Source organism: Vibrio hippocampi, assembly GCF_921292975.1.
Classification (GTDB): domain Bacteria; phylum Pseudomonadota; class Gammaproteobacteria; order Enterobacterales; family Vibrionaceae; genus Vibrio; species Vibrio hippocampi.
The window spans coordinates 934,094-958,997 of sequence record NZ_CAKLCM010000003.1 but is presented as its reverse complement, the minus strand read 5'-3'; the positions used below and the strand labels follow the sequence as shown (position 1 = coordinate 958,997).

At 45.3% G+C, this 24,904-nt stretch carries 16 protein-coding genes; 10 read left to right on the top strand and 6 right to left on the bottom strand.

Annotated features, from left to right (window positions below; genetic code table 11):
• Positions 1 to 8: 8 nt before the first annotated feature.
• The 5 genes from L9Q39_RS17395 to L9Q39_RS17375 all read left to right on the top strand — a co-directional run bounded on the left by L9Q39_RS17395 (position 9) and on the right by L9Q39_RS17375 (position 8,102).
• Complete coding sequence (locus L9Q39_RS17395; protein WP_237486351.1) at positions 9 to 3,074, top strand: efflux RND transporter permease subunit; 3,066 nt, start codon at positions 9 to 11, stop codon at positions 3,072 to 3,074.
• A 22-nt stretch (positions 3,075 to 3,096) separates the two neighbouring features.
• Positions 3,097 to 4,611, top strand: a complete 1,515-nt coding sequence (locus tag L9Q39_RS17390; RefSeq protein WP_237486350.1) for an efflux transporter outer membrane subunit — start codon at positions 3,097 to 3,099, stop codon at positions 4,609 to 4,611.
• A gap of 71 nt (positions 4,612 to 4,682) precedes the next feature.
• On the top strand, positions 4,683 to 5,909 hold the full coding sequence (gene gltS, locus L9Q39_RS17385; RefSeq protein ID WP_237486349.1) for a sodium/glutamate symporter: 1,227 nt from the start codon (positions 4,683 to 4,685) through the stop codon (positions 5,907 to 5,909).
• 127 nt (positions 5,910 to 6,036) lie between these two features.
• Positions 6,037 to 7,362, top strand: a complete 1,326-nt coding sequence (locus L9Q39_RS17380; RefSeq protein ID WP_237486348.1) for a patatin-like phospholipase family protein — start codon at positions 6,037 to 6,039, stop codon at positions 7,360 to 7,362.
• Positions 7,363 to 7,496: 134 nt separating this feature from the next.
• Positions 7,497 to 8,102 carry a hypothetical protein gene (locus L9Q39_RS17375; RefSeq protein WP_237486347.1) on the top strand — a complete coding sequence of 202 codons (606 nt, stop codon included), beginning with the start codon at positions 7,497 to 7,499 and terminating at the stop codon, positions 8,100 to 8,102.
• Positions 8,103 to 8,145: 43 nt separating this feature from the next.
• On the opposite strand, the gene L9Q39_RS17370 is transcribed toward L9Q39_RS17375, so the two are convergent.
• The 6 genes from L9Q39_RS17370 to L9Q39_RS17345 form a co-directional block, all read right to left on the bottom strand.
• On the bottom strand, positions 8,146 to 9,630 hold the full coding sequence (locus L9Q39_RS17370; protein WP_237486346.1) for a response regulator: 1,485 nt from the start codon (positions 9,628 to 9,630) through the stop codon (positions 8,146 to 8,148).
• A 95-nt stretch (positions 9,631 to 9,725) separates the two neighbouring features.
• Complete coding sequence (locus L9Q39_RS17365; RefSeq protein ID WP_237486345.1) at positions 9,726 to 13,487, bottom strand: response regulator; 3,762 nt, start codon at positions 13,485 to 13,487, stop codon at positions 9,726 to 9,728.
• A gap of 93 nt (positions 13,488 to 13,580) precedes the next feature.
• Positions 13,581 to 14,576: an ABC transporter substrate-binding protein gene (locus tag L9Q39_RS17360; protein WP_237486344.1), complete on the bottom strand. Its 996-nt coding sequence runs from the start codon at positions 14,574 to 14,576 to the stop codon at positions 13,581 to 13,583.
• 38 nt (positions 14,577 to 14,614) lie between these two features.
• Positions 14,615 to 15,619 (bottom strand): sensor histidine kinase, encoded by a 1,005-nt coding sequence (locus L9Q39_RS17355; protein ID WP_237486343.1) that lies wholly within the window; start codon positions 15,617 to 15,619, stop codon positions 14,615 to 14,617.
• 746 nt (positions 15,620 to 16,365) lie between these two features.
• Positions 16,366 to 17,688: an anaerobic C4-dicarboxylate transporter gene (locus tag L9Q39_RS17350; protein WP_237486342.1), complete on the bottom strand. Its 1,323-nt coding sequence runs from the start codon at positions 17,686 to 17,688 to the stop codon at positions 16,366 to 16,368.
• A gap of 347 nt (positions 17,689 to 18,035) precedes the next feature.
• A complete protein-coding gene (locus tag L9Q39_RS17345; protein ID WP_237486341.1) occupies positions 18,036 to 18,860 on the bottom strand; it encodes a hypothetical protein in 825 nt (274 codons plus the stop codon).
• Positions 18,861 to 19,281: 421 nt separating this feature from the next.
• On the opposite strand from L9Q39_RS17345, the gene L9Q39_RS17340 reads away from it, so the two are divergent.
• From L9Q39_RS17340 to L9Q39_RS17320, 5 genes are all read left to right on the top strand, one after another.
• A complete protein-coding gene (locus tag L9Q39_RS17340; protein WP_237486340.1) occupies positions 19,282 to 22,356 on the top strand; it encodes an adhesion domain-containing protein in 3,075 nt (1,024 codons plus the stop codon).
• Positions 22,357 to 22,480: 124 nt separating this feature from the next.
• The gene (locus L9Q39_RS17335) at positions 22,481 to 22,669 is read left to right on the top strand and encodes a hypothetical protein (protein WP_237486339.1); all 189 of its coding nucleotides are present in this window, start codon (positions 22,481 to 22,483) and stop codon (positions 22,667 to 22,669) included.
• Between the two features lie 162 nt (positions 22,670 to 22,831).
• The gene (locus tag L9Q39_RS17330; RefSeq protein ID WP_237486338.1) at positions 22,832 to 23,227 is read left to right on the top strand and encodes a VOC family protein; all 396 of its coding nucleotides are present in this window, start codon (positions 22,832 to 22,834) and stop codon (positions 23,225 to 23,227) included.
• Between the two features lie 240 nt (positions 23,228 to 23,467).
• On the top strand, positions 23,468 to 23,737 hold the full coding sequence (locus L9Q39_RS17325; protein WP_237486337.1) for an aldo/keto reductase: 270 nt from the start codon (positions 23,468 to 23,470) through the stop codon (positions 23,735 to 23,737).
• A gap of 307 nt (positions 23,738 to 24,044) precedes the next feature.
• A complete protein-coding gene (locus L9Q39_RS17320) occupies positions 24,045 to 24,866 on the top strand; it encodes a restriction endonuclease (RefSeq protein WP_237486336.1) in 822 nt (273 codons plus the stop codon).
• Positions 24,867 to 24,904: the final 38 nt, after the last annotated feature.

Sequence of the window (24,904 nt, the reverse complement as noted above, 5' to 3'; positions counted from 1 at the left end):
AGCCGATGATGAATATTGCAGAATTTGCTATTAGACAAAGAACCTTCGTCGCGTTTTTCACTGTTCTTTGTATTATCGCGGGTGTCGCTTCTTACTTTAAACTCGGTAAGTTGGAAGACCCTACCTTTACAGTCAAAAGTGCGGTTATTGTCACCTTATATCCTGGTGCTTCCGCTAAAGAGGTGGAAGAGCAGGTCACCGATAAAGTCGAAACAAAACTTCAAGAAATGGCGTCACTGGACGAATTGCGATCACTTTCAACGCCGGGCATGTCAATGATATTCGTTGACTTGCGTGAAGACATCCAGTCTTCACAGTTACCGCAAGAATGGGACTTACTGCGCCGTAAAGTGAGTGACGGTAAGCTCCAACTGCCCGCAACTGCGCAAATCAGTGTGGTGCAGGATGAGTTTTCAGAGGTGTATGGAATGTTGTTCGCGATGACCAGTGACGGTATTCCAATGTCAGAATTGAAAGATCACGCCCAAGAGCTTCAACGTCGCCTAAAAGCGGTGAAAGGGATCAAGAAAATCGAACTGCACGGTGTTCAGCAACAAGTGGTGAACATTGAACTTCCTGAAGAGCGCTTAGCTCAGTTCCAACTCTCGGCGGCGCAAGTCATTAGTCAGCTTAATAGCCAAAATGCGATTTATGATGCGGGTCACTTCAAAGCGGGTATCGAGCGTATTCGTATGGAACAAAATAGTGAGTTCCAATCGGTTGAAGACGTCGCGAACTTTATGATTAAAGGTGGTGTTGGCGGTTTAAGTACCGGTCTGATTCGTTTGGGTGACATTGCGGATATTTCAATGGGTTATCAAGAGCCCGCATTAAGCATTAGCCGCTTCAACGGTCAAAATGCGATTACCCTTGCAGTGAGCCCAGTACCGGGCGTGAACGTGGTTTCATTAGGTGACGAACTGCGCGAAACCATTGCCGACTTCAAACAGAAGCTACCTTTGGGTGTTGAGATTGAAGATATTGCCTTCCAGCCGGACGAAGTGACCAAATCAATCAATAATTTTGTCAGTAACCTTCTAGAAAGTGTCCTGATTGTGGTTGCCGTGCTTTGGGTCTTCATGGGTGTTAAGAGCGCCATGATTGTTGGCTCTAGCTTGTTGATTACCATTCTTTGTACCCTTGTGTTTATGAACATGATGTCAATAGACTTGCAGCGTGTTTCATTGGGTACCTTTATCCTTGCACTTGGTATGTTGGTGGACAACGCCATCGTGATTGTTGACCTATTTACGGTAAAACTGAACAAGGGCATTGAAAGAACCAAAGCGGGCATTGAAGCGGTCAAAGAAACAGCGCTACCTCTATTTGCTGCGACAGTAATTGCCGCAATGGGGACGTTACCGGTCATCCTTTCTAATACCGATGCGTCTGAGTTTTCAGAGTCGGTACCTCAAATCATGATGTCTTCGTTAATGTTCTCATGGTTGGTGGCAGTGTCAGTGACGGTACTTATGTGTTGGTTCTGGATTAAACCTGTGCCCCAAACGGCAGAGAAAAAACAGTCAAAATTTGCTATTGGCTATCGCAAAGCGGTGAGCTGGATGGTTGAGAACCCGAAAAAAGGTCTGTCTGCGGTTATTCCACTGATTATGATTACGGTTGCGCTTATTCCACAAGTTCGCGTTGTGTTTATGCCAACGTCTGACCGAGCAATGGTGTTCCTTGATTACTGGCTACCGAATGGTGCGCAAATTGAGCAAACGTCACAGGACATGATGAAGATCGAGGACTGGCTACTACAGCAACCTGAAGTGAAGAACTTCTCTACTTATGTTGGGGCAAGTGCGCCACGTTTCTCAGTAACGGTTGAACCAGAACCTTTTGACTCGGCGTATGGACAGATCCTGATTAACACCGTGGACTATGCATCAATTAAACCATTAATCGAACGTGGTGATGTTTGGCTGAAAGCGGAATTCCCACAAGCTGAGCCTCGCTTTAGAGCGCTTAAACTTGCGACTTCAGACAAATATAGCATCGAAGCGCGCTTTAGCGGTCCCGATCCGAAAGTGTTGAAAGAGTTATCGTTGCAAGCGCAAGCGATACTAGAGCAAAACCCAAATGCCAAATACATTCGTGATGACTGGCGTCAGCCAAGTAAGGTGATTAAACCATTAATTAATGAAGACCAAGCGCGTCGAGCGGGTATTAACCGCACAGACATTGCTTTGGCATTGAAACGCGTATCAGACGGCTTCCCGATTAGCCAAATGAAACTTGAAGATGAAATTATTCCAATCCAAGTACGTGGTCGTGATGTCACGCTGGCGGATTTGAACTCAGTTCCTGTGCAGTCACTATTGGGTGTTCACACGGTGCCACTGGGGCAAGTTGTTGATGGCTTTGAGTTGAAAATGGAAGAGTCGATGATTTGGCGTCGTGACCGTGTACCGACTATCACCGTTCAAGCGGGCGTTGAGGGCACAACAGTCGCACTAGCGCGTGAATATAGCCGAGAAGCCATTGAAGCGATTGAATTACCTTATGGTTACACCTTGAAGTGGGGTGGTGAATACTACGACGAAAACAAAGCAATTGTTGATACCTTGTCCAATTTACCTGCTGCGATGTTAGTGATGGTGGTGATTATGGTGGCGATGTTTAACGGCTTTAAGCAACCGGTGATTATTTTTGGCACCGTGCCACTGGCGTTAACAGGTGTTGTAGCCATGCTACTGATATCTGATAAAGCGTTTGGATTCATGGCGTTAGTCGGACTGATTTGTTTGTCCGGTATGATCATCAAAAATGGCATTGTTTTGATTGACCAGATTGAGCTGGAACGCAAAAACGGCGCTGACCTATCGAGTGCCATTAAAGAAGCCACGATGAACCGCACCATGGCAATCTCAATGGGCGCACTAACCACGATGTTGGGTATGATTCCGTTAATGACCGACTTACTGTTCGACCAGATGGCAGCAACGATTATCGGGGGACTCGCCGCCGCGACTTTCCTATCACTGTTCGTGATGCCAGCACTGTACAAACTGTTCTACAAAGGTGAAGAACAACAGGCAACAAACGAAGCTTCGACTCTCATCGAAAACTAAGCACAGTAACGAGGACAACACGATGAAATTACGTAAATTACGCAAATTTAGCCCGGTACTTCTCTCGTTGATTCTTGCTGGTTGTGCGGTGGGTCCAAAGTACCAAGCGCCACAAGATGCGGTCGGTAACGACTTCCTTTATAGCGATGTACAAGGCGTTGCTCACAGTGAAAAAGCGGTTCAATCGGAATGGTGGTTGGCGTTTGATGATGCGATGCTGAATCAATTGGTTGAGCAGGCTCAAAAGCAGAACATTACGCTAAAAATTGCCGCTGAACGCATCAAAACAGCGCAATCTTACCAGAAAGCGATTGAGTCTTTTAAGGTACCAACGATTGGATTATCGGCAGGTGCCACCAGTTACCAAATCAGTGAAAACGACCCGCTCGCGGGTCCGTTAGTCACCCCGGAAGGGTTGGGTCCACAACTCGGTAGCCTAACGGGCGGCGACGCACTGATCGACAATCAATATGAGTTTGCGACGGTAAGCGCGAACATCACTTGGGAAGCGGATGTGTTTAATCGCCTAGGTTACCAAGCGGAGTCTGCACAGATCCGTGCCGAGCAAGCGGAGATCTTGAAGCAGGGCATGACGACGCTGATTACCGCCGATGTGATTCACAACTACCTTCAGTTACGTGGTGCGGAACAGCGCAAGCGAATCGCCCTTGAGACCATAGAGTCTCAACAGAAAACGCTCAAGCTGGTGCAAAGTGTGGTGAAGAGTGGTTATGGCTCAGAAGTTGACCTTGCACAAGCAAAAGCGGCGCTATCGATGACTCGCTCAGTACTGCCTCAATTGGATATCGCTCAGAGTGTACATAAGCAGCGCTTGGCGATTCTGTTAGGTGAAACGTCTTCGGATATGAATCAGATCCTCACGAAGGGCGGGGAACTGCCGGACTTTAGTGGCGTTGTTCCTATCGGCATGCCGTCGGAGGTTCTGAAAAATCGCCCAGACATTCAAATTGCTGAACGTGAGATGGCGGCGATTAACGCCGATGTTGGTGCCGCGGTAGCGAATAAATATCCGAAGTTTTACCTCACCGGTGCCCCCGGTCTGCTAGCTGGCGATTTTAGTGACTTGTTCAGTAGCGATTCTGCAGCATGGGTCGCCAGTATCGGTGTCAACTGGACCATTTTTGATGGCGGTCGCTCTGATGCATTAGTCGAGATCCAAGAAAGCCGATTCCAAACCGCAGCCTTGTCTTATGAGCAGTCGGTGAATACGGCGATTACTGAAGTCGAGACCTTGCTTTATGCCTACGGCAGTAGCCAAGAGCTGCAGTCATTGACGGCAGAAACTCGAGTCCAAGCCGATAACACGTTATCAAAGGCTAACTCGCTTTATAAGGCCGGCTTAGTGGATTACATGACGGTATTAGATGCTCAACGTCAGCAAAATTTAGTCAAAGATCGTGAAATTGCAGCCAGCTTGCAAACCTCTCAGGTCATCGTGGGTTTACATAAGGCATTAGGTGGCAACTGGGAAGTGACTCAGAACACCGACACGCTTGAAGCAACAGAAACGAACTAATGAAAGTCGCGCTCACTGTGATAGTGAGCGCACTTCACATTGACACTTTACTCTGAACCATAGGTCTCGTTATGGAATTTGAAAATAATATATTACAGCTAAGCTCATTCTTTGCTGTGACAATGGGCATCGTAGTGCTGTTTATCGGTCGCAGGCTCAACCAAGTGGTTGGATTCTTAAAAGAGTTCAGCATCCCAGAGCCTGTTTCTGGCGGCATACTGGTTTCAACCCTGTTCGCTTTACTTTACGCCACCACCTCTATTGAAGTGCAGTTTGACCTGATGGCACGTGATGTGTTGCTGGTGTACTTCTTCACCACGATTGGTATTAATGCAAGCCTGAAAGACCTACTCAAAGGTGGCAAACCATTAGTGGTGCTACTGGCGATTACGATCTTCTTTATGGTGATGCAAAATATCGTTGGAGTCTCAGTCGCTTCCCTGTTTGGCTTAGAGCCAGTGTTTGGCTTGTTGAGCGGCAGTATCTCGCTGATTGGTGGTCATGGTACCGCTATCGCTTGGGCACCCAAAGTCGCACAAGAATTTGGTTTAGAGAGCGCAATGGAGATCGGCATTGCCAGTGCCACGTTTGGTTTGATCCTTGCCAGTTTAATGGGGGGTCCAATTGCAAAATACCTGATTAAAAAGCATAACCTAGCGCCTGCAAAGCCGACGCAACAAGACAACCAGCAACAGGCACAAAGCTCCGTTAAAGAGAGTCTGACCTCTTTTCAATTCTTGGATGCGGTACTGGCGATTCATATTTGTATTATCGTTGGTGTGTTTCTTAATGAAGCCATCAGTCAAACCGGTTTGCAACTGCCGTTGTTCGTCTCATGTTTATTTGCGGGTATTGTGATTACCAATGTTATCCCTGAGTCTTACCCAAGAGTCTCTGGCACAAAGTGGCCAACGCGCTCTCCGGCGATCAGTTTAATCGCGGATATCGCATTGGGGACTTTTTTAGCGATGTCTCTGATGAGCATGCAGCTATGGACGTTGATTGATTTGGCCGGTCCTATCTTTGCAATTCTTGGTATGCAGTTGTTGCTTGCGGTCGTGATCAACATCTTTGTCGTGTTCCCATCCATGGGTAAAACCTACGATGCAGCGGTTGTCTGTGCTGGTTTTGGCGGGATTTCATTGGGTTCGACGCCAACAGCGATGGCAAACATGTCGGCAGTGAGCCAGAAATATGGTCACTCAGCACAAGCGTTTATCATTGTGCCTCTTGTGTGTGCGTTCTTTATCGATTTAGCCAATGCGCTGATCATCCCTTACTTTATGGGAATGATGTAGTTAGGCAGGTATCGCTTATCTCAATCTATAAAAGTCTAACTCTATAAAAAGTCCAAACAGATAAAATGCTCAAACACGAAAAGTTTACAGTAACAGGCGAAATGCCTCTTCAATAGAGAGAATTGTGATGATTAACCGCTTAGCACGTCTGGTGATGTTGATTGGCTCGTTGTCAGGCTGTGCGGCGGTTAATCATCCAAGTAATACCAACACGATAGAAGAAGTGAAACCAGGGGGAGGGTATGCGTTTTCTTCTTCCAATCATGAGGACAGCCAAGTCACGGTGATATTGGCATTTTCTGGCGGCGGCACTCGAGCCGCTGCCTTGTCTTACGGTGTCCTTAAGCAACTCAACGACACCCATATTGTGATCGATGGACAGCCGCGTTCTTTACTCAGCGAGGTGGATGTGATCAGTTCGGTATCCGGCGGTAGTTTCACCGCCGCATACTACGGCTTGTACCAAGATAAAATTTTTACTGACTATGAGCAGAGCTTTCTTAAGCGTAATGTCAAAGACGATTTGATCTCACAATTATTAAGTCCGTCAAGATGGTTTTCGGCGTTAGGAAGAACGGATCTTGCCAACAACTACTACCAAGATGAGATCTTCGGTGAAAAAACATTTGCTGATATTGATACCACAACGGCGCCCTATATCATCATTAACGCTTCGGATATCACCACTGGCGTCCGCTTTTCCTTTATCCAAGAATATTTCAATGTACTTTGCTCTGATGTGAGCCAATTCCCGATCTCAAAAGCGGTCACGGCTTCATCGGCGGTGCCTGTGCTGTTCCAACCGGTGGTACTTGAAAATCACCAAGGCTGTGAAACCAACGGCACTGCATCAATCGACGCTGTTTCATTTAACGAACTTTCTTTTCGCTCCAAGAAAGCGGTGGAGAATATTCAACAATATGACGACAAAGAAAAAAATCGCTATATTCACCTAGTCGATGGCGGCATCACGGATAATTTGGGTCTATTGGCGATTTATGATCTGCTGGAGATCGGTGATTTTCATCGCAAGTTGGATTATTCAGGACAGAGCCAGCACCATATTGTGGTTATCTCGGTCGACGCATCCACTGAACCCGAGCTAGGTATCGGGCAAAGTGTCGATTTCCCAACCGTGGCACAAACGCTCAACTCCATCACTGACATTCAACTGCATCGATATAATGACGCCACCAAAGCACTATTTATGGATTCGATGGAGCAGTGGTCAAGTGAAGCATCCAATGACCATGTCGAGGTTATCCCGCACTTTATCCAGATAGGTTTTAATCACACCCAAGACCCTGAATCTCGCCACCGCTTTAATCAAGTGCCGACCGATTTGACCATTGATGGCGATACAGTAGAGGCGATTATTGATGAAGGTCAAAGCCAACTGAAAGCCAATACAATCTATCAATCTGTTGTGGAGCAGCTAGCGCAAACACCCTAGAAAATGCTCAGGTTGTAATTAGTATTTTCCCCATTCTGAGCTGGTAATTCTACGAGCATCAAACTGGAACTCGTCTGAGTAAACTGACTGTAAATAAACCATACAGCACATTTGGTTGTGTTTAAGGATTGAATATGAACAGTCAGATAGCGTCGAACACTCACTTTAGATCTTCCACCGTTCAGCACTTACGCGAGGTTGATTTAACCAGCCATTCTCATGTTCAAATTCCCTTGGGGACAATGACCGCAGTGATTGGTTTTCTCACCATGTGCTACCCCATTGTCGATAAAGGTTGGTTTGTGTCGTTCTTGTCGATGTGTTTAGCGGTGATGGCGATGGTTTTGATGGTGAGCTCCATTGTAGCGAGTGGTTCACTCCAGAGATTGACGCAAGCCAGTGGCTTCAAGCGCTATACGTTTCTAACCGTTAATTTGCTTGCCGCCGCATTTTTTGCGACTGAACACGTTGAACTGACGCTGGGTTACTTAGGGTTTGCCATTCTGATCTACTTCCTCGCAGATGAATGGCTCGATATCGCAACCGCGTACCGTGACAAGAGTTCTCATTTATTGTTGAGTGCATTGCTGGATAACGCCCTTACGCTCGCGGCTATAGTCATGTTAATGACCAATGTTGAGCTAAGAGGTGAAACGCTAGTCACACTGATACTGGGCATCAAAGTAGCGCTGTTTGGCTTTGAGCTTATGCTATCGGGTAAAAGTGAGTACCGCTATTAATGAAAGTCGGGGGCTTGGGCTGCGACGGGTTTAAAGTACGTTGTCACTTTACATCAGTAATAGCAGCAATGACTTCATTGATGCTTGTGTCATCAAAGGGTTTTAACAGGCAAGCGCTAAACCCAAGCTCGATGGCTTTATCCTGAGTTAATTCCAAGTCACTGGCTGTCATTGCAACAACTGGCGTCGTTAACCCAAGCGCTTGAATTGATTTAAGCAGATCGTATCCACTCATAACAGGCATGTTGATATCAGTGACAATTAAGTCGTAAAAGTTGGGCTGGTTGATCAAGTCCATCGCATCTTTACCATTGGCTGCGACGCTCACAACAAAGTCCATTGTTTCAAACTGACTTTGAACAACGGTACGCATGATATCATTATCTTCAACAACCAAAATACGGCGTATAGTACGCGCTCTATGGTCTGGCATTGTTTGTTGTAGAGCTTCACGTTCCTCGTCGTGTTCAGCATAGACAAGGGCAATATCACGCAGTGTCGGCGCTACCTTTAAGAACACTTCGACGAGTTCAGGATCAAACTGCGTGCCCGCCCCATTTTTGATGATTTCAACAGCTTGAAGGTGCGTAATGGGCTGTTGATATACTCGTTTACTGATTAAAGCGTCATAGACATCGGCGATAGCCATGATCCGCGCTGATAATGGAATGCTTTCTCCTTTAAGTCCTTGTGGATAGCCACTTCCATCCCATCTTTCATGGTGACAGAGCGCCATTTCTTGTGCCATTTCAATGATGGGATCACGACCTAGCGTCGATTCAACCTCTTGCAGTAATTGCTGCCCAAGGGTCGCATGTTGCTTAACTTTTTTAAACTCGTCATCGCTTAATGACTTTGGTGTCAAAACAATGTTGTCTCTTATTCCCACCATACCGATGTCATACAACGGTGTGGAGTGATACAGATGCTCAACGGTATTCTGATTCAGTCTTGAGTCATCACTCGAAGCCGCGAGCAACGCCTCAGCCACGGTTTTTACATAGAGTTGAGTGCGCTTGATGTGAGCGCTGGTTTTGGAGCGTCTGTAATCAACCAATTTCCCCAGTGTTTCTAGCAGTACCGTTTGCGTCTGGTGCACCCTTGCGGTGGCATCGTCAGCAATTTGGCTGGCGCTTATTTGCAGTGAGGCTAAGTTAAGAGCGTTTGCTACCCGCACTTTGACCAAGCTAGGGTTAAATGGCTTGGTCAAATAATCTATCGCCCCCATCTCGAGTCCAGAGTAATCCGTTTGTTGCCCATTATCCGTGGTCATAAACACAATGGGTATCTCGCGGGTGGCGCGATTCTCTTTCAGTGTTCGACACACCTCAAAGCCATCCATTTCAGGCATATCGACGTCGAGCAGTATCATATCGGGTTGCGGTTGTTTATTCGCGAGAGACAGTGCGCGTTGACCATTGGTGGCAGCAATGACCATATAGTCGTTTTGTAGCAGTCCCATCAGCGTCTCTATCTCACTGATGGTGTCATCGACCACCAGCACTCTGAACTTCTTTTTCGTTTCCATTACTCAATACTCTTATAAAGTCCGCAAGGTACTTCTTATGATCAACGGTGTTTAATAAAATACGCTATCGAATCACAGTGAATGCTTTACGTTACTTAGTCCTCAAGGACAATATTCATTATTGACGCGATTCGCTCAATTGCCTCTATCGCCAATTCACTGTCAAACTCATCAATCGCCGCGCTAAACGTTAATAACTCGCTGTCCACATCGCAGTGGGCGAGTGCGGCCGTGAATTCATGCTTTGAGCCCCTTGCTTCCGAGAAATCTTGTTTGAGAGCAAGATACATATTGGACACCCGTTGCTGATGGCGCTCATTTTTATACGGGCTACTTGGTTGCGCTGCTTCTGTGGTGTGAGAGTTTAGTGACAGGATTGAAGACATAACGACGTCGAGCTGTTCAGACAATTGCGAGAGCAATGCTGTTGGCTCAGCCACTTCGGAATTTGAGAGTGCGAGTTCCAAGTTCTTAGCCGTTACAGAGAGTTCCTGCGCTCCTAGAGTCGCGCTAACACCACACAAAGTATGAGCGATTCTAACGGCTTTTTCTAAGTCGCCAGCGTCTATTTGTTGCGCTATTTCTTTAGCAGCCAACGGTTGTTCTGAGGCAAACTTATTTAGAAGCTCTCGGTATAGCGCTTCGTTTCCTGATACTTGTTCAATCCCCTGTTGGACATTGATACCTGGCAAGGAGTGCACCACGTCATCGCTAAGTTTGGCGTCTTGATGAGCGGCATCATTAATAAAATGATTCTCTGGTTTTTGAGTTGGTGTCACTAATTTGTGTGCCAATTCACGTTCCAATACTTTCATCAATACCACAGGGTCGATGGGTTTATTGATGTGGTCAATCATTCCTGCTTGCAGGCTCTTTTCTCTGTCTCCTGCCATAGCATGAGCCGTCATAGCAATGATTGGCCAGCCTCGACATTTGTCGATCAACTTTATCTGTTTGGTCGCATCAAAACCGTCCATCTCTGGCATTTGTATATCCATAAAGATAAGGTCAAAATCATGCTGGTTTACCCATTGAACCGCTTCTTTACCGTTATTTGCAATGGTGACTTGAATCCCCATGTCGGTAAGTAACTCCATGGCAACTTGTTGATTGATTTCATTGTCCTCAGCGATCAACACGTGAGCATCACTAAAGCTTGGTGAGGTAACCGCTACCTCTTGCTGAGCTTCAAAGTATGCTTTTTCACTGTTTGTGTTATCCAGCACTTTGGCGACACAATTAAACAAAGTACTTTGATTGACGGGCTTTGATAGAAAATCCTCGACGCCTATCTGTTTTGCTTGCTCTATGATTTGCTCCTGATCATAAGCACTCACCATAATGATGGTCGGGACCGTCACCAACTTCTTGTTTTGTTTAATCAACCTAGATGTTTCCAAACCATCCAATTCGGGCATGTTCCAATCCATGAGAACAAGTTCATAGCTTTGGCTACTTGGGCAGCACGTCAGAATATCAATAGCTTGGTATCCAGAAGATGCCTTTGTAACATGACATCCCATGGTTTCTAGGGACTCCGCCAATATGTTGCGCGACGTTTCGTTGTCATCGACAACTAACACATTCAAATGTCGAAAATGCTGCTGCAATACTGCGGGAGTAAAACCTTGCTTTTGATTGAGAGAGAATTTCGCTGTAAAGGTAAATTCACTTCCCTTTCCAAGTTCACTTTCTACTGAGATTTCCCCGCCCATTAACTCAACCAGTTTTTTACTAATGGTGAGTCCAAGTCCCGTCCCACCAAATTTTCGTGTTGTTGATGAGTCTGCTTGTGAAAAGGATTGAAAGAGTTTTTTTAGTTGTTCGGGGCTGATACCGATACCGGTGTCTTTGACAGAAAACTGTATGAGTACGGAGTGTTTCTTGATTTCAAGAGCCATGATTGAGGTCAGGATTTCACCTTGGGAGGTGAATTTTATGGCGTTGCTGGATAAATTTAGCAATATTTGACCTAGCCTAAGTGGGTCGCCAACCAACTCTCTAGGGACATTTTTATCGACTTGAAACAATAGCTCCACGTCTTTGCCACGGTTCTGAACCGCAAGTAGATTCGATAAGTCTTCTATCACTGAGTCGAGATAAAACTCATTGTTTTCAATATCCAGCTTGCCGGCTTCAATTTTTGAAAAGTCTAAAATGTCATTGATGATGCCAAGCAGCGACTTCGCACTCTGTTCAATTTTGCTGATGTAGTCTCTTTGTTTGATAGAGAGCTCGGTTTTGGAGGTGAGGTATGTCATACCAATAATGGCGTTCATTGGGGTTCTGATTTCGTGACTCATATTAGCAAGGAAATCACTTTTGGCTTGAGTCGCGGTTTCTGCGCTGGCTCTTGCTGAATCTAAATCTTGCATCATATTGAGCATGGTTTTGCGAGCTTGGGTCAACTCTTCCAACTGTTCTTCCAGTTGCTTCTTGTTCTGCTCAATTTGTGAAATATCTTCCATCGAACCAATGACTTCGATGCTGCTTCCATCGAGGCTTACTGGGTTGAACACCGCTCTAAGATACGACGTCTTATTGCCTTGATCAGGCGTGAAATAGTCTTCAAATATACTTTGACGACCATTGAGAGCCATTTTAATACAATCCACGAGCGCAACATCCGTTACCTGCTCAACTGCATTGGTGCCGATAAGGTCTTCTCTAATTAAACCTACCATTTCAAGTGCTTTATCATTGACATTGATAATGGTGCCAGAGCCATCAAGGTGAATAATTCCACCCGGTGAGTTTTCGAACACAGACCTAAGCTGGGTTTCACTCTCACGCAATGCGCGTTCTCGATCCGTTAACTGTTGAGTTCTCTCTGCGACTCTATCTTCGAGTTGCGCTTTATGGGTTTCTAATTGACGCTCAGTTTCCAAGCGACGAACAAGCTCTTGTTTCAGTTTGGTTTTGGAGCGAGACAGAGAGAACAGAACCAGAATAATCAGTGAACCTACTGCAATCGCCATCCATAATACTTTCAGGTCAACATTGTTGCTGCTGACCGTTTTACTCACCGTAAGCAGAAAAATACGGTTGCCGATATTTATCTGGTGCTCATTTTCAAACTGAAACATGGCATAGCCATCATGACTAAGCGTGCGAGTTCGAAGCGCCATTAATGGTTGGTCGAACTCTATTTCATTAGTGCTAGCGATATCTAAACTGAATGCGAGTCCATTAGGTAGTTCTGCGTTTTCAAAAAATAGCCCCGCGTCGATGTCTATCGATACGATACCGTTGTAAGAATCAATTTTTTTTGCCGTCGAAACAGGGACTTCTTTTCCTTCATAGATGGCAACAAGCAGCTTAAACTGAGCCATGGATTCACGCGCTTCCTCCGGGTAGGCAACGGCGAACGGCTCCCCGGAGCTGACGGTCTGTTCAATCGCAGAGGTTAGTTCTTTGCTGGAGAACAAATCAAACCCCAACAGCTTGGAGCTGGTCGGAGAAAAAGGCTCGACAAACAACACCGGCAGATATTGCTCTCGCTCCGTTGCCGATACTTTGGATTTTGTAGCGTCATATTCGAACACATTGTAATCGTAGTAACCCCAGAATCGCTGCTCCTCCTCAAAGGCATCAATATCTTTTTGATTGATGAGTGGCGAGTAAGACGCACTAGAAATGTAGGGAAACTTATCGAATATATCTTGCGAGATTATCCTGAACTCATCGGGTTCAACGACTTCTGAGGAATGGAATAACGCTTGAAGACGAGTCGATAATGCGTCCGAGTTATTTCCTGCTTTTCTCAACTCATCACTCAATCGTTGTGATTGAAGATTAAACACCTGCTCTTCGGTTAGCTTTATATTGTTAAAGGCGATCGCTAACAAGAGTAGCATTACGCCGCCACCAAAAAGTATCGCTAAAAAAGGTGACCAAAGGTTATTGGAATACTTATACATTGAATACCGCTCTGGAGAATACAACCATCATTAGTCCGTTAATTTCTTCGCTTTTCTCAATAGATCGCTGGGGATTTCTACATCTACTTTGGACAGCAATTCTTCGTTGACGTACAAGTCCCACTGTCTATTCGAGATGATTGGAAAATCAGATGGCTTCGCACCATTCAATATTTCTACTGCAATCTTTGCAGAATACTGTCCCTGTTCTTGTATCACTTGACTAAATGAGAGCATCGAAAAGGGCACCATCCAATCGCTGGTTGAGAAAATAAGTCGGGTAGAGTGCTTGGAGATAAATTCGATAGCCGCGTGATCATCCCAACCTTCAATACCGGCATTGTTGGTGAAGTAGATAAAGTCGTAGCTCTGCGCTTCAAGAAACTTGGCTTCAAACTCCTGATAGTTGTCGACCACGCCGTCATCAATAGTGATACCTTCGTGTTCAAAAATATCGTTTATACGTTCGTATTGCTTGTCAGCCGACAGTCGATTGGGGCGAATAAAAAGCCCTTTTTTATACTTTGGGTCGATTCGATTTAACTGCCTGATCAACTGCCTTACAGGAACAATTTCGATTATGCCGGTAACATTCTCATAGGGGTAACCGTAAGCTTCGACCGTCCAATCGACACCTGCAAATACAAAAGGTATTGGCGCATTTTTGTAATACGGTTGGACTAAGTATTTCGATGCGTTGTCTTCTATTGCGATAACCACGTCTGGCTTCCATTGTTCAATTAACGCTTTTGCTTCCAGCGCTTTTGCTTTTATAAACTGTGGATCAGGATTTCGCTTGGAATCCATATCAAACTTTTTGACTTCGCAGTGACCATTGAGCTCTTCCAGTGCCGGCTGCACTTTGAGTTGCTGACCGGGGAACTCGTCATGATAGGACGCAATAATTAAGCAGCGCTGTTCGTTGGCATGACTGTCCATACTGGTAATAAGCAGTGGCAACATGAACAGAGACAGCAAAGTGGGTGGGTTCCACATTTTTCGTGGTCTATGGCGGAGTGTTTTCATTATCGTTTCCCTACGTTGGTTGATTCCGTGTATTACTCTTAGGACAGCGGCACAATGAGTTCTATTTTGGTGCCTTGAAATTCCTTGGATGAGATGGAAAGTCGAGCATTAATAAACCGCGCTCTAGCATCCATGCTTCTCAGCCCGTGTCCTGTTTTTTCTTGGTTATTTTCAACGTCAAACCCCATGCCATTGTCTTCTATTTGAAGTAGCAAACAGTCATCAACCTGTGTCAGTTTTACTGAGACAAGGTAAGCTTCGGAGTGCATGGCTATGTTGCTCAATGCCTCTTGAACCATTCTGAATAGGGCAAGCTCGACTTTTCTTTCAATAGTGATTGATTCAATATCGGTGATAAACTTTGCATCAATTCGTTCTCTACGCTGGAAATTGTCGATTTCTGACCTTAGCGCTTCTACAAAGCCTAAGTGCTCAATCACGGACGGGTAAAGCTGTCGCGATAGTTTGTGGATTTCGTCAGAAATTGACACTAAGTCTGATTTGATTTTTTTGACTTTGTGAATGGTGGTCGTGGGTGCTTCAGCATCGTTCACTGAACCGAGTTCGATGGAAACCACCGCCAGTCTTTGACTGACATCATCGTGTAAGGCTTTGGCTGCCTTTTTCCGTTCTTGTTCAGAAATGGCGAGCATCGAAGATGCAAGTTCACGGCTCACTCCCGAGAGTTGCTTAGCACTATCGCCAGTGCCGTTCATTCTAAACTCGCTGATATCCTGAATAAGAGTCGTTGCCGGTTTATCGCTATTGTCTGATTGAATATCGAACTGACTGACTTCACGTATCCATTTAACCTGTCCGTTTATCACTAATCGGTAATCCATTTTCAGCTCACCATGTTGATAAGCGTCATAACGAGCATCGAGATAGGTCTGTCTATCCTTTTCTGAAATCATGCACACATAGTCAGCAAGGGTGATTGACGCACCGGATGACAATCCTAATATCCGCAGAGTTGGTGCAGAAACCTCGGTGAAGTTTCCGTTTCTGTCTACTGACCATTTTCCGAGTAATATGTCGTTCACGCTGCAATCCAATATCCATTAAGTTACGCTTCCACATCGAATTGTAGGAACCCGCAAATAGATTAAACAATAAGTGGCATAGTTAATTCTGCTGAGGTATTCACATACATCTCGCGCACAGTTGTTGAAAGTGCGGAGCAAGCAGATAAAAGTAACTTTTAGCTCTGAGTCTAGGCTGAAAGTTGTTCAGCTCATTCTTGTTCTGGACTATTCCTTCCTTTAAACCGCCAATGTAACGAACGTCATCACGTCGGCAGTCGGAATAATCCCGGTACTTAATACTATAGATCATCTCAATATGTTCAGTAGTTAAATCTACAAAAAAATGATGGATTTTAATGGGATAGCGTTAAATTCGTCGTTAGACAATATGCATTGGTGGTGGGGTTTTGATGACGCATATACTCAAGTTACCTCAAGATGCAGAGTTCAGAGGTTCTAGATGACTTAATATCAAGGACAACATGTGAAGGAATGGTGAATCCTTCCAAGCATATTTTATAAGCATGTCGATTTATATGGATTTGGTTAAAGGGCGAGCAGTGATTTGTGGCAACGAGATGATTGGGTGATTCGGTAGGGTGAACTGGTAGCGGCACTGAGTGTGGGAATTAAACTGGTGTTCTTTGGCTCTCAACTTATGCTATCGGGTAAAAGTGAGCATCGCTATTAGCCGCCGTATAAATAAAAATCCCGTTGCTTTCTTATATGGCTAAGAGCAACGGGGTTCTTAATCTTAGTAACAATTAATTAATTGTGGTTGAAATAACATAACCAACAGTTGTAGCAGTAATGACGCCAATAAAACCGGGCAGTAAGAAACTGTGGTTTAGAACGTATTTGCCTATCTGAGTCGTCCCTGAGCGGTCGAAGGTGATGGCGGCTAAATCACTTGGATAGAATGGGAAAAAGAAGTAAGCATAGCACGCAGGTAGCACACCAATTAAAACCGGTGCAGGAATTCCCATCGCAAATCCAAGCGGGAGCATAATAGTGAGTACCGCGGCTTGGCTCTTTAAAAAGACTGAGACAACAAACATCGCAATCGCAAATGTCCATGGGTGCGCGGCAACCAAGTCACTGACTAGGCTGATAAGGTAGGGCTTGTGGAAAGCAATAATGGTGTCGCTCATCCAAGCGATACCGAAGATGATGATCACAGCCGTCATACCAGCAATAAATACATTGCTCTGCACGATCTTTTTAGGCTCAACTTTTGTCGTCAGCAAGATCAGAGCACCAACCGAGAGCATAAGGAACTGAATGGCGACCGACATCTTCACACCATCAGGTAATAAGGAGAGATCCCTGCCAAACATGGCGACAAAAATAACGGTGACGATCCCCGCCAAGAAAATTCCCAAGCCTTTTTTTGCCTGCTTTCCCGCGTGTTGCTCGTCTTCATTTTCTTCGTTGATGTCAATGAGCTGAGCTTTAAATTCCGGATCTTGGCATCGCTCAATAAAGGTCTGATCTTGGTCTAAATCAATGCCACGTTTCAAGCTCCACAAACAACCCACTAATACACCTACTAATGTGGCAGGAATAGTGACCAATAGTACGTTAATCAAGCTGATATCTAAGTTGTTATCGGCTGCTGTTGCCATAACCACAGCAGCGGCAGCAGCGATTGGGCTAGCAGTGATCCCCATCTGGGAAGCGACGGTTGCCATGGCCATGGGTCTTTCGGGGCGAATCCCTTTTTTATAAGCGACATCGTAGATAACGGGTAACAGAGGGTAGACAGAGTGACCAGTACCAACCAGAACGGTTAGGGAATAGGTACATAATGGACCGAGAAAAACGATTTGGCTGGGGTGTTTGCGCAGTAGACGCTCAGCAAACTTCACCAGCAGCTTTAAGCCTCCCGTCGCTTCTAATGTGGCAGAAGCTGCGACAACGGCAAGAATAATCAGCATAACGCTGATAGGCGGCGTTCCCGGAGCAACCCCGAATACAAAGGCGAGTATGGATACCCCAAGCCCGCCAAGCAATCCAAAGGCAATGCCTCCATGGCGGATACCAATAAATATAATCATTAATAACAGGAGCATATGTACATAAAACATAATCAAACCTCCAACGCTTTTTGTTCGTAAGTGGTCATCTTATCGAAAAGAAGTCGGGGCAGGTGTGAGCGAATATGCGTATCCATGGTCGAAGATATAGGATCGACGCTTTCATTGTTGCTCGTCAAAAACTCGTCATAAAGGTAGCCGCAAAGTTGTAAGAACAAAGTCGTAACTGGCATGTTAGAAAGCTTGTCTATTTTGGTATTCGTTTGACAGGGCGTGGGTACTCAGAAGAACAGAAAGAAGTGTTGCACACAAGTTGGGACTGGCACTGTCATAAAATACGGAATACCCTGATACTACCACAGCTGCCTGTAGGGGCTGTTTATCACGTCTTATCAGTTCTACTGAACCGCTACACTACACACAACACCATAATGAACCCTTGTAGTAGCCCTAAGTTTTTGAACCTGTCTTTCTAAACGTGTGACAACCCACGTTTCATTAAGCCAGAAAGGGATAATAATGCCTTCTCCCAACATAAACAGAGCTTGATCTGAAGATAGCAGCGCTACATATTCATCCTGACTGGCTATAGTCACTGCCTTGCCTAATTTGGTACAAATCGATAAAGCGTTGGGGTAGGTTGTTCTTATCAGTTTAGCGTCAGAGTCCATCATAGCTAGCAGTTTACGCCCTTCTATTTCACCAAGCACCTTGACATAAGTGTGTTCAAGGTCGACTGGTGGAGTCACTGGCAGTGGGGGAGTAATGACAGGAGGTGAAGTTTCAGCAACAGGCGGAGAAGGAAGGACATCTGCAGTGCGACTTTGTGGTACCGTTCTTAATAATGTGCTGTCATAGCCTAATGACTTTAGCCCTTGAGTAAAATGTGCTACTTCTTTTGATTGAATTGGGCCTAACAATAACCGATAACCTTTACCCACTTTTTGAGTAGCAACAGCTTGAGCGGCAACGCCCACATTAAGACGCTGGTGCACATACTCAAGCTCTTTAGCTACACGAATAAGGCTTTTGCCTGAAAATTTAAACTGAATAAAAACAGGTTTAGCAGAACGGGAAGAGGCAGTGTTAATAGGGCAGGATGGGGAGTAAAGTGCCACGATATCTCCCTTTTCTATCTCACAGGCAAGCGCCATTGAAGGCAATAAAAGAAACACAAAAACCAACACAATTAACTTATCACTCCGATTTATTATTAAACCCATTCCTTCGTTCCTTATGTCAGTTAATATAAAGTGATTGTCGTACCTGCGAAGTTAATTTAACCACTACATACCATTAATATAAATGGGGATCTCAGTCACGCTAAGATCCCCATTTTTATAGGGTATATCAAAACCATTGGCTCACACATATAATAATTTAAATTAATCGTCTCACCTGGATAAATTAAATAAGCACGAGTCGGGACAGGAATATACATAATAGGTCTGTCCTTTTTGGGTTTTGGTTTGCACTAACTTACGTTAATTAAATTAGCAAGGAGGGTTTAAATAAATAGCATGATGCAACCGTTTTTTTTTGCATGACAGGCTGTGAAGGTTTTGTCGTGACGGTGGATACATTTGAACTTGCACGGATATCTGAAAAGTTTGGCTGTTATATAGGTGGGATGTGGAAAATATAATGAAAATTAAAAAATATATAATATTATTCTTACTGTTTAGTGTTTTTGGCTGTCAGTCTGAATCGGAAAAAGATAATAGCAACCTAGTAGTCGAGGCATTACCGGTGACGATTAATGCACAAAACTTTGTTGTTACCTCAGAGTTTGGTCAATCATTAACTGTCGACCTTGATAATAAGGTTGCGGTGTCTGATAAAAGTGCCTTTACGGTGAGTAGCATCGAGCGCTTAACCGACACCAGTGCCGATTGTGCAACGCCAAAAATACACAACGCGAGTCTTTTGATTTCGCCCCTGTCAGAGTCAGCGACAGCAGTGTGCGATTATCGTTATACCGTCACCAGTGCAGCACCGATTACTAATGATTCTGTGGTCTCTGGGGTGATGCGTTTGGTTGCTCCCTCACCGCGAGCCACCGTAACGGTACTCGATATGATGCCCATCAGTGCCGCTGTGTTGGTCGATGGCGGTGTTCAAACCATTGATATTGCCGCCTTGCTTGCTGATGCAGGAGAGGTGCTTACCGGCTTTACCCTGTTGTCTACCTATTCTCATGCTTATCCTTATGCGGGTGGCGTGACCATTTCCTCCGCCACTCAAACCTTAGACTACACCCCGGCGGCAACCGTGGGTCATGACCGTATTTTGTTTACGTATACCAATACGAGCACCAATACCAACAAGCTGGGGATTCTTGATATTGTGGTCGGAGAGAGCCACAACCAAGGTGTTACCCTTATTCCAACCTGTTATTACCCGTTCGTTGTGCCGCCCAACATAGAAACCGCTCTTGATATCACCACATGTGTTAAAACCGATCATGACGGCAATGATTACGGTCTCAATCGCGTCGATGCATTTTATGCCTCGGTCGCCATCGCTTCAGCGGCATGGAATGAAAAAAATATCAACTTTAAAGCCAGCGAAAACCGCTACCATGATGTCAGCTATATGATTGATGACGGCAAAGGCGGGACAGAAATGGGCATACTCCGTGTTGCCGTTGGTGATGCCGACCAGTTGCCGGGTTGGGAAGCGATTGAACTGAGTGTTACACAGTATTATACCGCGCCGAAGAGTGTTCTTGAGTCGCTCTATTCAAATACGGTGTATTCAGAATTATTGACCGATAGCAGTTATTCCCCCGCGATTGATATCGCTGGTTATTACCCCAATGAAGCCATCGGTTATTGCCAATCATTAGGCGCAAGTCTACCGACGACGCAGCAGTTGCAAGATTTGGTCAATAACCCCGCAGGAAAACCACAAACGTTAAAAGATTGGCCGATGGCTTATCACTACCTTGCCAACGATGGGACAGTGTTAGCGCCAGACTATCGCATTGTAAATTTAGACGATGGCACTATTTCTACCGTTACCAGTGGCGAGGCGTATTTTGTGTCCTGTTATAAGGGGGAGTTCAGCATTGCATTAACCAGCAGTTCGCGCTGTGCTGTTCCCGGTGACACGCTGGAATATAAGACAACCGTAACGACTCCCTTTGGTCCATACGCGAATGAGTATATCCATCAGTCACTGTCACCAACGCCCACCACAGCGGCATTTAGTCCCGCTGTGCCAGGAGACAACTACTTCACCGATGCCAATGGTCAGTTTGATTTTGGTGTACAAGATAGCACGTCAGGCGCGGTCACGGTTACCGCAACAGTAGATGGACTCACCGTAGAGACAAAAGCGTTTTTTGGATATGCTGATATTTTTTCAACTATGGACGCTTTTTCAGCCTTAAAGCCTGATGGCACTGTGGTCGCATGGGGAGCAGCCGACTACGGTGGAGATGCCAGCGCAGGTAACATCACTGGCGGGGATGGTCAGCTAGAGAATGTGGTCACCATTACTGGTAATGGTGACGCTTTTGCCGCCTTGAAAGAGGATGGCACCGTGGTCGCATGGGGATATGGCGACAGTGGCGGAGATGCCAGCGCAGGTAACATCACTGGCGGGGATGGTCAGCTAGAGAATGTGGTCTCCATTACTGGTTATGGTCGTGGTCAGGCTTTTGCCGCCTTGAAAGAGGATGGTACTGTGGTCGCATGGGGAAATGCCGCCTACGGTGGAGATGCCAGCGCAGGTAACATCACTGGCGGGGATGGTCAGCTAGAGAATGTGGTCTCCATTACTGCTAATGAGAGAGCTTTTGCCGCCTTGAAAAAGGATGGCACTGTGGTCGCATGGGGAGCAGCCGACTACGGTGGAGATGCCAGCGCAGGTAACATCACTGGCGGGGATGGTCAGCTAGAGAATGTGGTCTCCATTACCGCTAAAGAAAACGGTTTTGTCGCCTTGAAAAAGGATGGTACTGTGGTCGCATGGGGCTATGTGGGTGATATCGAAGACACCGCTGGCGGGGATGGTCAGCTAGAGAATGTGGTCTCCATTACTGTTATTAGATCTGCTTTTGCCGCCTTGAAAGAGGATGGCACCGTGGTCGGATGGGGAAATAGGGGCTTCGGCGGATACCCCGTCGCAGGTAACACCACTGGCGGGGATGGTCAGCTAGAGAATGTGGTCTCCATTACTGGTGCTAGATCTGCTTTTGCTGCCTTGAAAAAGGATGGTACTGTGGTCGTATGGGGATGGGATGACGACGGTGGAGATGCCAGCGCAGGTAACATCACTGGCGGGGATGGTCAGCTAGAGAATGTGGTCTCCATTACTAGTGATGCATTAAGAGGTCGGGCTTTTGCCGCCTTGAAAGAGGATGGTACTGTGGTCGCATGGGGACATGCCGACTACGGTGGAGATGCCAGCGCAGGTAACATTACCGGCGGCGATGGGAAGCTTGAAGATGTGGTCTCCATTACTACTAATGGCTTCGCTTTTGCCGCCTTGAAAAAGGATGGTACTGTGGTCGCATGGGGAGATGCCGACGACGGTGGAGATGCCAGCGCAGGTAACATCACTGGCGGGGATGGTCAGCTAGAGAATGTGCTCTCCATTACCAGTAATGAATACGCTTTTGCCGCCTTGAAGGAGGATGGTAGCGTGGTCGCATGGGGAGGTGCCGACTACGGTGGAGATGCATCAGGTGTTGATGTCACTCACTGTGACTAATTAAGCCTGTTATAACACAGCTTGCCTTTTATTGATGGACCCAATTATAGAGTCAAAAGGGACAGGCACGGTGATGACCACATCTCTGTGCCTGTTCTGACGGTTTTGTTATTAGGTAAATATTATGCAATTTAAACAACAAATGACATTGTGCGTACTTTTTGGCCTATTGGGTTGTCAAAGCGAGGACGGTAACAACGCGTCTTCTGAAACGCAACCCACGCAGTCTGCGGTCACTTTTGCGGCGCAAAGTGTCTCTTTTTCCGCAGAGGCGCAAGATCCGTTTTTGGTGGACTTAACCGCCTCCATGTAGAAACGTCAGTCGGGACAGGCATAGCAAAAAGCAACGTTTATACATTACTTTTTAGAGGTTTATGATAGGTTGGTTGAAAGTTACGCAGGCAGAAAACCGAGCCTGCCTGTTATTAAGAATGTTAGCCGCTCAATTTAGTGGTTCTACGAATAAGGAAATCATATGAAAACGAAAAAGTTATCTACCTGTTTTTGTACCACTGAAGTGGATTCTTGCCGTGAGTACTACATAAAGTATTTTGCAGCAAAAACAGTTTTTGATTGTGGTTGGTATGTCATGTTGAAAATTGATCAAGATGGTTCTGAGATTTGCTTTATTCAACCACAAGAAAATATGCCTGTTTTTGATGGTAATGGTGTGATGCTAAATTTCAACGTTGATGATGTAGATGCTGAATATTCCCGTCTCACTAAAGCTGGGTTGCAAATTGCCATGCCGCTTGAAGATCATCCATGGGGTGACCGAGGATTTTCTGTCGTAGACCCAATCGGTAACTTTGTCTATGTTTACTCTGATCGAGAGCCAAGCGGTGAGTTCAAACAATACTTCAGCAACTAATAAAACAATTAAGATGATGCATTACACTCGGCATTTTTGGTATGGGGTTCGGTGTGCTTGGCTAGTTCAGAGTTGGCACACCTTATTGTAGGCGTTATATTGCCCTGACAAATTCGGCTATCTAGAGCTTTAAAATCAGTGCATAAAAGGACAGGCATATCAAGGACATGCTGCTCTACGATTTCATGGGCAGCGTTTAACTCAGCAACACTTTTTATCTGATTCGAAACAAAACGCTGTATGGTGCAAGTAGGGACAGGCATAATAAGCCGCCAACGTCTAGAAGAAATTAAAAACATCGCCGCAGAGTACGATATTTCTCCAGCTCAGTTGGCACTTGCATGGTTGGTGGCTCAGGGAGACAATATTATGCCAATTCCGGGCAGTCGCAAAACGTCTCGAATTGATGAAAACATAGCTGCGCTTAATGTTACGTTGAGCCCAGAAACTTTACAAAAGCTGGATCAAATTGCGCCAATTGGTGCTTTTAAAGGTGCAACCTTAGTGTAGTTAGGATAAGACAGGTTCCTCAATTGCAGTAAACAAGGCTCAGTAAAATTAGAGGTTGTGATCTGTAACATCAATACGGGACACAAAGTTAAGCGACTCATGAATACCTATAGTTATTCATGAGTCGCGAATATTGATTCTTCGAAACTCATTTGTACAAAGGTTTCTCAGCGCAAACATAGCTAGCAAAGCAATGTTCAGAACCTTCTCAGAAGGTCATCACTAACAAGGTTCTGCTCTATTGATTGTTCTCACTATTTATCATTTGTGCTTTAATGCGTTCAGTTGCTTATTGATGGAGAAAGTAATGGCGCGGCGTAAAGATGGGATCATATGGCATTTAATGGATGCTCCATGGTGGCTAAGTGTGTTGCTTGCTGTCGTTATTTATTTTGCGCTATCGTACCTGTTACCGAGCTTAGCGGCTGAAAGTGATAATTTTATCTTTAACGCTATAGCTCCCAATCTTCCTCTGATAGCTCCCTATTTTACCTTTATGTTTTTATTTCCTGCGCCAATAGCGTTCTTCAAGCAGTACAAACGAAAGCAAAGCTATCTTACAACCAGTTCCCAAATTAAAATTCGTAAGAACACTTCGCCATTGAATGACTTAAGTTGGGTCGAGTTTGAAAGCTACATTGGAGAATACTTTAAATTTCAAGGTTATCACGTTAAACAATCTTTCTCTCAGAAGTCCGATGGTGGGGTTGATATTTGGCTGACAAAAGACGGTGAGCTAAGCCTTGTGCAATGTAAGCACTGGAAGACTCGCAAGGTTGGCGTGCAAGTTCTAAGAGAAATGTACGGTGTCATGATCGCAAACAATGCTAGTAAGATGATTATTGTTACATCGGGCAATTTTACTTCTGAAGCGATTGCCTTCGGGGTTGATAAGCGACTTTGGTTGGTCAATGGCAGTGAACTGGTTCACATGGTTGAAGATGGACGCAATTTTCAGAATAAACCAGTGATATCTAAACCTGAGAATGTGTCGGTAGTTGAACATAGAGTTTGTCCTAGTTGTCAATCTAAGCTTGTGTTGCGTATTGCTAAAAGGGGAGTGAATACAGGTAAGAGCTTTTATGGTTGCTCAAGCTATCCTAAGTGTCGTTACACCTGTGATTGCTAATGTTTACGTTGTCAATGAACGTATGGAGTATGGCAGGA